General features: G+C 62.5%; 15 protein-coding genes. 8 read left to right on the forward strand and 7 right to left on the reverse strand.

Annotated features, from left to right (window positions below):
• Positions 1 to 13 precede the first annotated feature (13 nt).
• A complete protein-coding gene (locus tag PSH81_RS07440; protein ID WP_305392254.1) occupies positions 14 to 1,234 on the forward strand; it encodes a hypothetical protein in 1,221 nt (406 codons plus the stop codon).
• Between the two features lie 146 nt (positions 1,235 to 1,380).
• Here PSH81_RS07440 and PSH81_RS07445 read toward each other — a convergent pair whose 3' ends face one another.
• The 4 genes from PSH81_RS07445 to PSH81_RS07460 all read right to left on the reverse strand — a co-directional run bounded on the left by PSH81_RS07445 (position 1,381) and on the right by PSH81_RS07460 (position 3,515).
• Complete coding sequence (locus PSH81_RS07445; protein ID WP_226455296.1) at positions 1,381 to 1,671, reverse strand: DUF2892 domain-containing protein; 291 nt, start codon at positions 1,669 to 1,671, stop codon at positions 1,381 to 1,383.
• A 67-nt stretch (positions 1,672 to 1,738) separates the two neighbouring features.
• Positions 1,739 to 2,206, reverse strand: a complete 468-nt coding sequence (locus PSH81_RS07450; RefSeq protein ID WP_014717486.1) for an RNA methyltransferase — start codon at positions 2,204 to 2,206, stop codon at positions 1,739 to 1,741.
• A gap of 188 nt (positions 2,207 to 2,394) precedes the next feature.
• On the reverse strand, positions 2,395 to 2,769 hold the full coding sequence (locus tag PSH81_RS07455; RefSeq protein WP_003210675.1) for a YajD family HNH nuclease: 375 nt from the start codon (positions 2,767 to 2,769) through the stop codon (positions 2,395 to 2,397).
• Between the two features lie 59 nt (positions 2,770 to 2,828).
• Positions 2,829 to 3,515, reverse strand: coding sequence for a spermidine synthase (locus PSH81_RS07460; protein ID WP_305392255.1), 687 nt, complete (start codon positions 3,513 to 3,515; stop codon positions 2,829 to 2,831).
• A gap of 78 nt (positions 3,516 to 3,593) precedes the next feature.
• Here PSH81_RS07460 and PSH81_RS07465 point away from each other — a divergent pair, with 78 nt between their 5' ends.
• Complete coding sequence (locus tag PSH81_RS07465; protein WP_305392256.1) at positions 3,594 to 3,878, forward strand: hypothetical protein; 285 nt, start codon at positions 3,594 to 3,596, stop codon at positions 3,876 to 3,878.
• Here PSH81_RS07465 and PSH81_RS07470 read toward each other — a convergent pair.
• Entirely contained in the window at positions 3,875 to 4,348 is a 474-nt protein-coding gene (locus PSH81_RS07470) for a cyclic nucleotide-binding domain-containing protein (RefSeq protein ID WP_305392257.1), read from the reverse strand. The genes PSH81_RS07465 and PSH81_RS07470 overlap by 4 nt on opposite strands.
• Positions 4,349 to 4,417: 69 nt before the next feature.
• Entirely contained in the window at positions 4,418 to 6,463 is a 2,046-nt protein-coding gene (locus tag PSH81_RS07475; protein ID WP_305392258.1) for a S9 family peptidase, read from the reverse strand.
• 24 nt (positions 6,464 to 6,487) lie between these two features.
• On the opposite strand from PSH81_RS07475, the gene PSH81_RS07480 reads away from it, so the two are divergent.
• Genes PSH81_RS07480 through PSH81_RS07490 form a run of 3 tightly spaced genes read left to right on the forward strand, consistent with a single transcriptional unit; the run spans position 6,488 to position 8,370 of the window.
• Positions 6,488 to 7,018, forward strand: coding sequence for an MFS transporter (locus PSH81_RS07480; protein ID WP_192299121.1), 531 nt, complete (start codon positions 6,488 to 6,490; stop codon positions 7,016 to 7,018).
• 21 nt (positions 7,019 to 7,039) lie between these two features.
• Entirely contained in the window at positions 7,040 to 7,816 is a 777-nt protein-coding gene (locus PSH81_RS07485; protein WP_192299120.1) for a class II glutamine amidotransferase, read from the forward strand.
• 11 nt (positions 7,817 to 7,827) lie between these two features.
• Positions 7,828 to 8,370, forward strand: coding sequence for a DUF2937 family protein (locus PSH81_RS07490; protein WP_192299119.1), 543 nt, complete (start codon positions 7,828 to 7,830; stop codon positions 8,368 to 8,370).
• A 110-nt stretch (positions 8,371 to 8,480) separates the two neighbouring features.
• Here PSH81_RS07490 and PSH81_RS07495 read toward each other — a convergent pair whose 3' ends face one another.
• Entirely contained in the window at positions 8,481 to 9,401 is a 921-nt protein-coding gene (locus PSH81_RS07495; RefSeq protein ID WP_226455300.1) for a LysR family transcriptional regulator, read from the reverse strand.
• A 175-nt stretch (positions 9,402 to 9,576) separates the two neighbouring features.
• Here PSH81_RS07495 and PSH81_RS07500 point away from each other — a divergent pair, with 175 nt between their 5' ends.
• The 3 genes from PSH81_RS07500 to PSH81_RS07510 are packed head-to-tail and all read left to right on the forward strand — an operon-like array spanning position 9,577 to position 11,923.
• Complete coding sequence (locus PSH81_RS07500; RefSeq protein WP_192299117.1) at positions 9,577 to 10,317, forward strand: 5-oxoprolinase subunit PxpA; 741 nt, start codon at positions 9,577 to 9,579, stop codon at positions 10,315 to 10,317.
• Positions 10,314 to 11,018, forward strand: a complete 705-nt coding sequence (locus PSH81_RS07505; RefSeq protein ID WP_305392259.1) for an allophanate hydrolase subunit 1 — start codon at positions 10,314 to 10,316, stop codon at positions 11,016 to 11,018. The genes PSH81_RS07500 and PSH81_RS07505 overlap by 4 nt, the downstream gene beginning before the upstream one ends.
• Positions 11,015 to 11,923 (forward strand): biotin-dependent carboxyltransferase family protein, encoded by a 909-nt coding sequence (locus PSH81_RS07510; RefSeq protein WP_305392260.1) that lies wholly within the window; start codon positions 11,015 to 11,017, stop codon positions 11,921 to 11,923. Before PSH81_RS07505 ends, PSH81_RS07510 begins: the two co-directional genes overlap by 4 nt.
• Positions 11,924 to 11,961: the final 38 nt, after the last annotated feature.

An 11,961-nucleotide genomic window follows, 5' to 3' on the forward strand; every position in this document is an offset into this window, starting at 1 on the left:
TAAAGGAGTCGCTATGACGATCGCAGCCAAGCTGGCCACCACCCTGGTGTTGCTGGCGCTGAGCGGGCCGGGGTGGTGCGCGAAGAAAGTCGATCTGGATTATCACGTCAAGTTGCTGCCCCAGAGCGATCAGGCCGAAGTGCGGGTGAGCCTGTCCCAGGGTTCGGCGGTGCGCAGCCTGGACTTTGACCTGGGCCGTGACGGCGACTACAGCGACTTCAAGGCCGACGGCCAATGGCGCGTCAAAGGCCAGCGGGGTGTGTGGCAGCCCGGCGCCGACAAAGTCAGCCTGACCTACCGCGTACGCCTGAGCCATGCACGCAAGGCCGGGATCTACGAAGCGCGCATGACCCCAGGCTGGGCGCTGTTTCGTGGCGAAGACCTGGTGCCCACTGCGCGGCTCGACCAGCAGGACGGCGTCGAGTTGGTCTCGCGCCTGACCTTCGAATTGCCCGCCGGCTGGAAAAGCGTCGAGACCGCCTGGCCGCGTATCGGCAAAAACAAATTCCGCATCGACAACGTCTCGCGCCTGTTCGACCGGCCCACCGGCTGGATGCTTGCCGGCACCCTTGGCAGCCGCCGCGTGCGCCTGGGCGAAACCGAGGTCACCGTGGCTTCGCCCAAGGGCCAGGCCATGCGCCGCATGGATGTGCTGACGTTGCTGACGTTCGTCTGGCCGCAAGTGGAAGCGGCGTTCCCACGCCATCCAGCCAAGCTGCTGGTGGTCGGCGCCAGCGACCCGATGCGCCGCGGCGCGTTTGCCGCGCGCGATTCGATCTACCTCAACAGCCGCACGCCGCTGGTCAGCGAGAGCGGCAGCAGCCCGTTGATCCGCGAAGTGGTGCAGGCGATTGGGCGCTTCAATGATCACGACACCAGCGACTGGATCAGCGAAGGGTTGGCGGAGTACTACGCCATCGAACTGGTACGGCGTGCCGGGGGGATTACCGATGAGCGTTATCAGGCGATCCAGGCGCGGTTGGTGAAGGAGGGCAAGGACGTGACGTCGCTGCGCGGCGAGCATGTCAGCGGGGCGACGGTGTCGCGGGCGGTGGTGGTGTTGCAGGAGCTGGATCGCGAGATTCGGGTGAAGACCCACAACAAGCGCTCGCTGGATGACCTGGCCCAGGCGGTGATGCGGGCCAACAGCATTACCACAGCGGAGTTTGTGCAGCTGGCTGAAAGCGTGATCGGCGAAGGGTCGGTAGTGCTGGACAGCAAATTACTGCGTTGACGCTGAACCCAATGTGGCAACGATCAATGTGGGAGCTGGCTTGCCTGCGATAGCGGTCTATCTGTGCCAGTTGTATTGGCTGAACCACCGCTTTCGCGGGCAAGCCCGCTCCCACAATTGGATCTCCAACATCTGATAGATCGTGTTCAGACAGTGGGTTTTTCCGCAGCCACTTCAGCCGGGGTCTTGAGGTTTTTCAACTCGGTTCCCACGCGTTCGATCTTTGTACGAATGGTGTTCATCTCCTGCCGGCCCTGCTCCAGCTTGTCCTTGAGCGAACTGTGCCCAGTTACCCCACGGGCCAGCACAACGCCGCCAATCGCCACCTGGATCAGGCCAAAAATCCCGCCACGGCGCAGGCCTTTGCCTACCATCATCATGCCACCGGCCACGGAGCCGATGCGTTCCAAGCCGTGCACGTTTTTGCTGTCGTTCATGATCTGTCTCCAACAAGGCGAGTGATACGTAGCTGACTGCCGGCAGGCGCCGGATGTTCCCGCAAAATCAGTATTTGGGGCCCGAGCGGGTGTTGTTGCCCTTGGCCAGGCGGTCGTAAAGCACCACATTGACGGTGGCGGCGAGGTTCATGCAGCCGGTGGTCGGGATGTAGACCACGTCTTCACACCAGTCGCGGATCTCTTTGTCGAGAGAACCGTCCTCGGGGCCGAAGATGTACAGCGCACGGTCGGGGTGGGTGTATTCGGGCAGCGGGCGGGCGCCGTCCACCAGCTCTACGGCGACCGGGATGCAGCCCAGGGGCAGGATCTTTTTCAGGTCATCGATGCCGATCAGCGGAATGTCGTGGTGGACCTTCTTGGTGTCGGTGATGAAGTCCCGCGCGCGCTCGTAACGCACGCCGGTGTAGAACACCGAGGCCACGCCGTAGCAGCCGGCGGCGCGCATGACCGAGCCGACGTTTTCGGGGGATTTGGGGTTATACAGACCGATGCAGCTGTAGCGTTTATTGCCCACGGGGAAGGGTGCCTTGGCGGAAAAAAACGCGATTATACGGTGCTGAGGGCTGTGGTGCTTGGGCCATTGCTTTCGCGAGCAAGCCCGCTCCCACATTGGATTGGGTTCACAGATGTCTATCTGTGAATACAGTCAAATGTGGGAGCGGGCTTGCTCGCGAAGCGGCCAGTACCGACAACACAGGACTATCAGTCGTCCTTCTTCATCAGCCCCGCCAACGCCGCAAACGGGTTGTGCGTCGCCTTGGCAATCGTCGGGCTGCTGGTGGAGCCTTCGCCGAAATACTGCTGGTCGGTGTACCGCGAGTGTTCATTGTCGTGGCAATACAGGCACAGCAATTCCCAGTTGGAGCCATCCTGGGGGTTGTCATCATGGTTATGGTTACGGTGATGCACGGTCAGTTCGCTCAGGCGCTTGCCGGCGAATTCACGGGCGCAGCGGCCGCACACGTGGGGGTACATCTTCAACGCTTTGTCGCGATAGCCCATTTCCCGGTCGCGCTGGGCATCGGCGAGGATGCGGTCCAGCTTGGCGGTGTGGGAGGGCGGGTTGGTTGAGCTCATCATGGCTCCTATATTTTGGTGGTCACGGTAAGGCTTGATTCTAGCCGTTCACGGCGCGTTTAGCCCTTGAGCTTTTCGGCGATCCAGATGGTGTGCCGCGTGCCTTTGTTGCCGTGGGCGAACACCTGCACCTCTTCGGCCTTGAAGCCGGCCTTGCGCAGTTTATCGCTGAACAGCTTGTCGGCACTTGCCGACCACACCGCCAGTACGCCCTTGGGCCGCAGGGCCTTGGCGCAGGCCGCCAGGCCGCCGGCGGAGTACAGCCAGCTGTTGGCGCGTTGGGTGAGGCCTTCGGGGCCGTTGTCGACGTCGAGCATGATCGCGTCAAAGCCCTGCGGCTCGGCCTGCAGCACCTTGGCCACGTCTTCCATGCGGATCACCGTGCGCGGGTCCAGCAACGGCCGGCCGGATTTCTCCCCCAGTGGGCCACGGTTCCACTCCACCACGCCGGGCACCAATTCAGCGACCACCACCTCGGCGGTCTTGCCCAAATGCTTGAGCGCCGAGGCCAGGGTAAAGCCCATGCCCAGGCCGCCGATCAGCACCCGTGAATCCGGGCGCCCGGCGACCTTGCGGCAAGGAATCTCCGCCAGCGCGTCTTCGGAGCCATGCATGCGCGTGTTCATCAGTTGGCCGCCGTCACCGCCCTGGATCTTGATCACAAAATCCTCGCCGTATTCGAACAGGCACAAGGCACCGCCGTTGTCGGGGATCGGGGTGGTGTCCAGCAGAACGAAACGTTTCATGGAAATCTCATTGGGAAGGGCATTCTTGCGCGGTTGGGAGTAGCCTTACGACATTCCGGTCAGGCCATGGAGCCATCGATGAAGTGCAGCATTCTAACGGTCATTGTGTTGAGCGCGCTCACATTGGGTGCGGCGCAGGCTCAGGAGTTGCAAACCGTACCGGTTGCGCCGGCGCCAACCCCAGGCGCACCGGGCACGCCCACGCCGACGTTGTATCCGCAGGTCACCCCGCCGGTCGCGCCCAAGGCCACGGCTAACGGTTCCCCCGCGCTGGTGCCGATCGTGTTGCCGACGCCGCCAAAAGACCAGACGGTGCCCGGCTTGCAGCAGAACGACAGCAAACCGAAGAACCCGGGCGGTTAAAACTGCTGGGAGAGCAATTGCCCGTCGGCCATGCGCAGGCGCTTGGACAGGGCAATGGCGATGGCGCGGATAATCTTGGCCGCGACCCTGGGCGCGTCATTGAGCATTTTCTCCAAGGAATCCTTGCCCAGGTTCAACAGCACACACTCCGAAGCGGCCACACAACTGGCGGAACGTCGCTCGCCATCGAGCACGGCCATTTCGCCAAACGCCCGCCCGCTGCGCAGGGTGGCGATGGTCACGCGCTGGCCGCTGGGGTTGGCTTTCTGCACGGCCACCTGGCCGCTGTGGAGGATGCACATGAAGGTGCCGGCATCGCCTTCGAGGAAGATCACCTCGTCTTTGGCAATGCTGCTGATATTGAAGTAGCCCGCGGCCACGTGAAAATCTTCCGGCAACAAGGGGTCGAACAGGCCGCAGTCCATGAGCATGTCGCGGATTGCATTGTTGAGTAAGGTCGGTTCTGGCATGGCGTAGGTATTGGTCCGTCAATCTTGTAGGGCGGTTCTGTGTTCAGACAGAACCGCCGCGCTAAGTTCCTAAATCAACCCCAGCGCCTTGAACACAAATGCATATTCGAGCGCTACGTCACGTAATCCCTGGTAACGCCCGCTCATCCCGCCATGGCCGGCGCCCAGTTCGGTCTTGAGCAACAGCAGGTTGTTGTCGGTCTTGGTGTCGCGCAACTTGGCCACCCACTTGGCCGCTTCCCAGTACTGCACACGGCTGTCGTTATAGCCGGCGATCACCAGCAGGTGCGGATAGGCCTGGGCGCGTACGTTTTCGTACGGTGCGTAGGCTTTTATCCGCGCATACACCTCGGGTTCTTCCGGGTTGCCCCACTCGTCGTACTCAGTGATGGTCAGCGGCAGCTCCGGGTCGAGCATGGTGTTGAGCACATCGACGAACGGCACTTCGGCAATCGCTGCCTGGAACAGCTCCGGGCGTTGGTTGAGCACGGCGCCGATCAGCAGGCCGCCGGCACTGCCGCCGCTGATCGCCAGTTGTGAGGCGCTGGTCAAACCCTCGGCGATCAAGTGTTCGGCGCAGGCGATGAAGTCGCTGAAGGTGTTCTGCTTGTGTTCCTGCTTGCCGTTGCGATACCAGGCTTCGCCCAGCTCGCCGCCGCCGCGCACGTGCGCGATGGCAAACGCCACGCCACGGTCCAGCAGGCTCAGGCGGGCGTGGGAGAACCACGGATCGAGGCTCGAACCGTAGGCGCCGTAGCCGTACAGATACAGCGGTGTCGGCTTGCCCAGTTGGTCGCGCTTGACCACCAGGCTGATCGGCACCAGGGTGCCATCGGCGGAGGTGGCCCACAGGCGCTGGCTCACGTAGTCGTCGGCGTTGAACACGCCGAGCACCGGGGTTTCCTTGAGTACCTGTTGCGCGCCGCTGGCCAGTTCCAGCTGGCGCACCTGGGCCGGGCGGTTCAGGGCTTCGTAGCGCAGGCGGATCTTGTCGCTGGCAAATTCCAGGCTGTTTTGTACGTAGAGGCTGTAGGCGGCGTCGGGCAATTCCACGCGGTAGGCAGGCAGACCCTCTGGATGCACTTCGATCACCGGCAGGCCACCGATGCGCAGGCTCAGGGTCATGGCGCTGGTGTTGAGGCTGACGCCATCGAGCATCACGGCGTCGCTGTGGGGGATCAGGTTCTGCCACTCGGCTTCGGTCGGCACGTCGCCAATGTCGGTCGCCACGAACAGCGCGTAGTTGATGCCATCGCGGTTGCTGCGGATAAACCAGGTCCAGGCGCCATTCAGTTGGCCGTGGTCGACATCGTATTCATGGTCTTCGACCCGTGGCGCCAGGCACCTGAAGTCAAGGTGTGGCTGCTCGGCGTCCAGCGCCCAGATCTCGCTGGTGGTCTTGCTGCCCAGGGCTAGCAGCAGTTGCCGTTCGGAGCTGGAACGGTAGCAATGCAGGAAGAAACGTCCGTCGGGCTCGTGGAACACTTCCTGCGCCGCCGTGCCGTCCAGGCGGTAGCGATACAGCTTGTGCGGGCGGTGGGTGTCGTCCAGCTCGGCAAAGAACAGGGTCAGGCTGTCATTGGCCCAGGTCATGCTGCCGTCGCAGTTCTCGAACTCCAGTTCGCTGACCTTGCCGCTGGCCAATTCCTTCACGAACAGGGTGTAAATCTCTTCACCGTTGGTATCCAGACTGTAGGCCAGACGCTGATGGTCAGGGCTGATGCTGAACGCGCCCAGCGAAAAAAAGCCGCCATTGGCCAGTACGTTCGGGTCCAGCAGCAGTTCTTCGCTGCTCTCGTCCACGGTGTTGCTGTCATCGGCCGGGCGACGGCAGCGGTAGTGGCGTGCGTATTCGTCGCCGGCGGTGGTGCGTGTGTAATACAGGTACGGGCCCCATGGGGAGGGCAGGGACAGGTCGGTTTCGAGGATGCGGCCCTTGATCTCTTCGAACAGGGTTTCGCGCAGGGCCTGCTGGTCGGCGAGCTGGGCTTCCTGCCAGGCGTTTTCGGCCTTGAGATAATCCAGGACCTCGGCACTGTCACGTTCCTGCAGCCAGGCGTAAGGGTCCTGGCCTGGGGCCTTGCGGGCAATCGGGGCGTTGGATGATAAAGGCATGTATCTATCCCTGTCTGGCGGACGGTGGCAGGCATTGCAGCCGCGGCACGCAAAAGCCGTTATCATAGCCGCCTGTTTGCCTACCTTGCCATGGACACCATGACCGAGAACGACTATCTGACCGCTTGGGGCCTCTACGCCTTCGCCGCTTTGGGCTGCCTGTTGGTGTGGTGGCGCATGACCCGCTGGATCTGGCGCTGGCTGCGCGAGCCGCTGCAGTTGCTGATGGCGGTGCTGCTGTTCAGCCCGACCATCGTCGACCCGGTCAAGACCCAGTTCGCGCCCGCCGTGGCCATCACTGCGCTGGACCTGGTGCTCAAGGTCGGCAACAACGCATGGCGCGCCATTTCCGATTTGTTTATGTACACGATGATTGCCTTTGGCGTGTATCTCGTCATCGTGTTGATCCGCTGGCCCATCGAACGCGCGGCCAACGCCCGCCGTGAGCGCAAGGCCGCTGCCGATGCGGCATTGGCGGCCGAGCCAGAAGAGGATGACGAACCTTTTCGCCGTCCGGCGCCTGTCAGTGGCATGCGCGTCGAACCGCGCCTTTAACGACGTAGCGAGAGCCCTGGCATGTGTGAATTATTGGGCATGAGTGCCAACGTCCCCACCGACATCGTGTTCAGCTTTACCGGGCTGATGCAGCGTGGCGGGCGCACCGGTCCCCATCGTGATGGGTGGGGCATCGCCTTCTATGAAGGCCGTGGCCTGCGGCTGTTCCAGGACCCGGCGGCGAGCAGTGAGTCGGAAGTCGCGTTGCTGGTGCAGCGTTATCCCATCAAAAGTGAAGTGGTGATTGGCCATATCCGCCAGGCCAACGTCGGCAAGGTGTGCTTGTCCAACACCCACCCGTTCGTGCGCGAGCTGTGGGGGCGCAACTGGTGTTTTGCCCACAACGGCCAACTGGCGGACTTCAACCCGCGCGCCACCTTCTATCGCCCGGTGGGCGATACCGATAGCGAAGCGGCGTTCTGTGATCTGCTCAACCGTGTGCGTGAGGCTTTCCCGGAACCTGTGGACATCGAGCAGGTGCTGCCGGACCTGATCGCCGCCTGTGCCGAGTACCGCAGCAAAGGCGTGTTCAACTGCCTGCTCAGCGATGGTGACTGGCTGTTCTGCTACTGCTCGACCAAGCTGGCGCAGATTACCCGTCGCGCGCCTTTTGGCCCGGCGCGTTTGAAAGATGTCGACGTGATCGTTGATTTTCAGGCTGAAACCACCCCCAATGACGTGGTGACGGTGATCGCCACCGAGCCGCTGACCGACAACGAAAACTGGACCCGCTACGTACCGGGCCAATGGAGCCTGTGGCGACGCGGTGAATGCGTCAGCCAGGGCATCACCGAGTAAGGATATTGACCATGTTGCTCAGCTATCTGCGGTTGGTGTTGTTTGCCATTGGCTTGTTGGTCGGCGTGCAAGTGCCGGGGTTTATCAACGACTACGCCAAGCGCGTCGAAGCCCACCTGATCGAGGCCCAGACCGGCCTGCGCGGGTTTGAGTCGACGGCGCAGCAGTTCTTCAACGGCGATTTGAAGGCGCTGGTCGCGCATTACCGCGCCAGTGATGACCCGGTGTTCCAGAGCGATGCCAGCAGCCTGGGCGCGATGCTTGATCGCCAGGTGGCGTTGGACAAGCAATTCCAGGCGATGCAAGGCCCGTGGTACATCCGTGCGCTGCAAGTGGCGGTGGCGGCCGACCCGGACATTCGCCTGGAGACCTGGAAGGGCTACAGCTACCAGATCCTGCTGACACCCGAAGCCATGGGCTGGGGGCTGGGCGGGGCGATGTTGCTGTCGTTCGGGTTGGAATGCCTGTTCCGGTTGATCGACTGGGTGGTGTTGGGCGGCAAGCGTCTGCGCCAGAGCCGGCCGATCGAAGAGCGCGACCTGAAGGGTTTATAAGCCGCACACAGATCCACATGTGGGAGCGGGCTTGCTGGCGAAAGCGGAGTGTCAGTCAAAGATGTTGTGACTGATCTACCGCATTCGCGAGCAAGCCCGCTCCCACAGTTTTAATCGGGTTTCGTCAGTTGCATTCTGTTTTCGCCGACTTCTACCGCATACCGAGCCACCACCTTCTGGCACAACCCGACAATTTCCTCCACCAACTCCACCCCTACGCGCCACGACACCACCACCTGCAAATTCGGCAGTTTCTGCGCCATCGGTAGCATCACCAATTCGCCGCGCTCCAGCTCTTCCATCACCAGCACCGGCGGCAATGCGCCAATCCCGAAGCCGTCACGCAGCAAGCGGGTAATTGCCGACACCGAGTTCACACAGTTCATCCGTGGTGCGGCCACGCCGTTGGCTTGCATCAGGCTCAACACGTCCTGGTGCGGGTGGGAGTTTTTCGAGTAGGTGATGATGCGTTCCTGGGCCAGTTCGGCGAGGGACGCGTAGTCGCGGTGGTAGATCGACTGGCTGGCGACGATCCAGGCCATCGGGTGGCTGGCCAGTTCCAGGCTGCGCACGGTTTCGAGACGCAGCAGGTCGGTTTGCAGGATCAGGTCAAGGAAGCCTTTTTGCAGCTGATCGCTGAGGTTCAATGCGGTATCGGCGACCAATTCGATTTCCACCAGCGGGAAATGGTCCATCAGTTCGGCGACCAACGGGCTCAGCCAGGTGTGGATCACTGTGTCCATCGCACCGATGCGGATGCGCCCGACCTTGCTGCTGCTGGTCTCCAGGGACTGCTTCAAGCCCTGCATGGTCACCATCATCTGCTCGGCGTAATCGAGCACCTTCACGCCTTCCGGGGTCAGGCTCACGCCGCGTGAGTCGCGCAGAAACAGTTTCACCCCCAGCTCGCTTTCCAGCACGGCGATGCGGCTGGAAATCGAGGCCTGGGTGGTGAACAACTTCTCGGCGGTCAGGCGAAAGCTCTTGAGCTTGGCCACCCAGACGAAGGTTTCGAGGAACTTCAAATTCATGGGATCAACTTTTTCTTATGCATGGATCGGTTTTTATTAGTTGGACGCCGCACCAGGCCAGCGCCAAAAATCGAGCTATTCCACGATAAGCGTGTAGGGGTGTCAGGACAAGTTGCGAGTTCTGCGTAAAAAATCCCACACTACAAAAAAACAAAGCCTACAGGAGTAGCCCACCGTGAGCCGTCTGCTATTGAATTGCGACATCGGCGAAAGCTTTGGCAACTGGACCCTGGGTCTGGACGCCGAAGTCATGCCGTTCATCGATTGCGCCAACGTGGCCTGCGGTTTCCATGCCGGCGACCCGAGCATCATGCGCAAGACTGTCAGCCTGGCGCTCAAGCACGGTGTGCAAATCGGTGCGCACCCGGCGTACCAGGATCTGCAAGGCTTCGGCCGCCGCTCCATGGCCTACACGCCGCAGGAAATCCAGGATCTGCTGCATTACCAGATCGGTGCGCTGGATGGCATCTGCCGCGCACAAGGTGCACGTGTCAGCTACGTCAAACCCCACGGCGCGATGTACAACGACATGATGGCCAACCCGGCGCAATTGCGCGCGGTGATCCAGGCCGTGGCCGCGTACGGCGACTTGCCGCTGATGCTGCTGGCCACCCGCGACAACAGCGCGGCCCAGGCCTTGGGCGATGAGTACGGTGTGACCCTGTGGTTCGAAGCGTTCGCCGACCGTGCCTACGACAGCCAGGGCCACCTGGTTTCGCGGCAATTGCCCGGTGCCGTGCACCATGATGCCGACACCATCGTGCAGCAGTCCCTGACCATTTCCCGCGGCGCAGCGCTGGTCGCCAGCGACGGCAGCCCGCTGGTGTTGCAGGCCAACACCCTGTGCGTGCACGGCGATAACGCCAGCTCGGTCGCCGCCGTGCAGCGCATCCGCGAGGCATTGAAGCCCGCATGAAGCCACGGATCGAAGTAGTGGCCATCGACTGCCTGATGGTGCGCCTGTTTGATGTCATCGCCGAAGCCAACATGCCGTGGATGCTTGCCGCCACCCAACGCTTGCGCAGCGGATTCGGCGCGGCATTGGTCGACCTGGTGCCGTCCTACACCACCTTGATGGTGCATTACGACCTCACGGCATTGAGCCCGGCCCAGGCACGCGAGTTGATCGACCAGGCGCTGACCGACCTGCAACCGCACACCCAGGGCAGCGGCCAGTGCCACGTGCTGCCGGTGTGGTACGACCTGAGCGTCGGCCCCGAACTGAGCCTGCTCAGCCAGCGCAGTGGCTTGAACATCGACGAGGTGATCCGCCGCCACAGCGCCCACGAATACCAGGTGTTCGCCCTCGGCTTCGCCCCCGGTTTCGCCTTTATGGGGCTGGTGGAGGACATCCTCGCCACGCCGCGCCTGAGTACTCCGCGCAAACGCGTGGCGGCCGGCAGCGTCGGCATCGCCGAACGGCAGACCGCTGCGTACCCGGTGGTGTCGCCGGGCGGCTGGAACCTGATCGGCCGCACCCCGGCCAAGTTGTTCGACCGCGAGCGCGACGGCTACAGCCTGATGCAGCCCGGCGATACGGTGCGCTTCGAACCGGTCGAGCGCGCCGAATTCATCCAGCTGGGTGGCGATGACACACCGTTGGAGGCGCAGGCATGAGCCGCTTATTGATCGAGGCCAGCACGCCGCTGTGCCTGTTGCAGGACGCCGGACGCTTTGGCGTGCGCCATCTGGGCGTGACCCAGGGCGGGGCGCTGGATTGGGTGTCGATGGCCTGGGCCAACTGGCTGCTGAGCAATGCGCTGGATGCGCCCGTGGTGGAAATCACCCTCGGCGGTTTTACCGTGCACGCTGAGGACTATTGCTTGTTGGCCTTGGCCGGCGCGGACCTGGGGGCGTTTATCGACGAACGTGCGATCAGCCCCGGCCGCAGTTTTATCCTGCAAAAGGGCCAGCGTTTGCGTTTCACCCAACCGTTCAATGGTGCGCGGGCTTACCTCGCCGCGCCAGGCGGGTTTGACGCGCCGCAGGTGCTCGGCAGTTGCGCCACGGTGGTGCGCGAAGAACTGGGCGGGGTGGATGGTTTTGGCAAAGCGCTGGCTGAAGGCGGGTGCCTGGCGTATTCCGGTGCCGGCGGCGCGATGAAAGTGCTCAGCGATCCAGGCTTGCCGGCTAGAGCTGCGTTGGATGTGATCGTCGGCGCACAAATCGGCCAATTCAGCGGGCAAAGCCTGTTCGATGCGTTCAACAGCGAATGGACCCTCGACAGCCGCGCTGACCGCATGGGCATGCGTTTGCTGGGCACGCCGTTGCAGTACCAGGGGCCGTCGCTGATCTCCGAAGGGATTCCGTTGGGGGCGATCCAGGTGCCGCCGGATGGGCAGCCGATTGTGTTGCTCAACGATCGGCAGACGATTGGTGGGTACCCGCGCCTGGGCGCGTTGACGCCGTTGGCGCTGGCGCGGCTGGCGCAGTGTTTGCCGGGGGAGAAGGTCAGGTTGGCGCCGGTGGTGCAGGAGACGGCGCATCGGCAGCACACCGAGTTCTTGCAGCGTTTTAAGTAACGTCGCAATTAAAAATGTGGGAGCGGGCTTGTGTGGGA

It is taken from the genome of Pseudomonas sp. FP2335, assembly GCF_030687535.1.
Classification (GTDB): domain Bacteria; phylum Pseudomonadota; class Gammaproteobacteria; order Pseudomonadales; family Pseudomonadaceae; genus Aquipseudomonas.

What these genes read in the sequence shown, in the direction of transcription:
- PSH81_RS07440 (WP_305392254.1), top strand. Translation starts at nt 14, where the DNA reads ATGACGATCGCAGCCAAGCTGGCCACCACCCTGGTGTTGCTGGCGCTG.
- PSH81_RS07445 (WP_226455296.1), bottom strand. Translation starts at nt 1,671, where the DNA reads ATGAACGACAGCAAAAACGTGCACGGCTTGGAACGCATCGGCTCCGTG.
- PSH81_RS07455 (WP_003210675.1), bottom strand. Translation starts at nt 2,769, where the DNA reads ATGAGCTCAACCAACCCGCCCTCCCACACCGCCAAGCTGGACCGCATC.
- PSH81_RS07460 (WP_305392255.1), bottom strand. Translation starts at nt 3,515, where the DNA reads ATGAAACGTTTCGTTCTGCTGGACACCACCCCGATCCCCGACAACGGC.
- PSH81_RS07465 (WP_305392256.1), top strand. Translation starts at nt 3,594, where the DNA reads ATGAAGTGCAGCATTCTAACGGTCATTGTGTTGAGCGCGCTCACATTG.
- PSH81_RS07470 (WP_305392257.1), bottom strand. Translation starts at nt 4,348, where the DNA reads ATGCCAGAACCGACCTTACTCAACAATGCAATCCGCGACATGCTCATG.
- PSH81_RS07475 (WP_305392258.1), bottom strand. Translation starts at nt 6,463, where the DNA reads ATGCCTTTATCATCCAACGCCCCGATTGCCCGCAAGGCCCCAGGCCAG.
- PSH81_RS07485 (WP_192299120.1), top strand. Translation starts at nt 7,040, where the DNA reads ATGTGTGAATTATTGGGCATGAGTGCCAACGTCCCCACCGACATCGTG.
- PSH81_RS07490 (WP_192299119.1), top strand. Translation starts at nt 7,828, where the DNA reads ATGTTGCTCAGCTATCTGCGGTTGGTGTTGTTTGCCATTGGCTTGTTG.
- PSH81_RS07495 (WP_226455300.1), bottom strand. Translation starts at nt 9,401, where the DNA reads ATGAATTTGAAGTTCCTCGAAACCTTCGTCTGGGTGGCCAAGCTCAAG.
- PSH81_RS07505 (WP_305392259.1), top strand. Translation starts at nt 10,314, where the DNA reads ATGAAGCCACGGATCGAAGTAGTGGCCATCGACTGCCTGATGGTGCGC.
- PSH81_RS07510 (WP_305392260.1), top strand. Translation starts at nt 11,015, where the DNA reads ATGAGCCGCTTATTGATCGAGGCCAGCACGCCGCTGTGCCTGTTGCAG.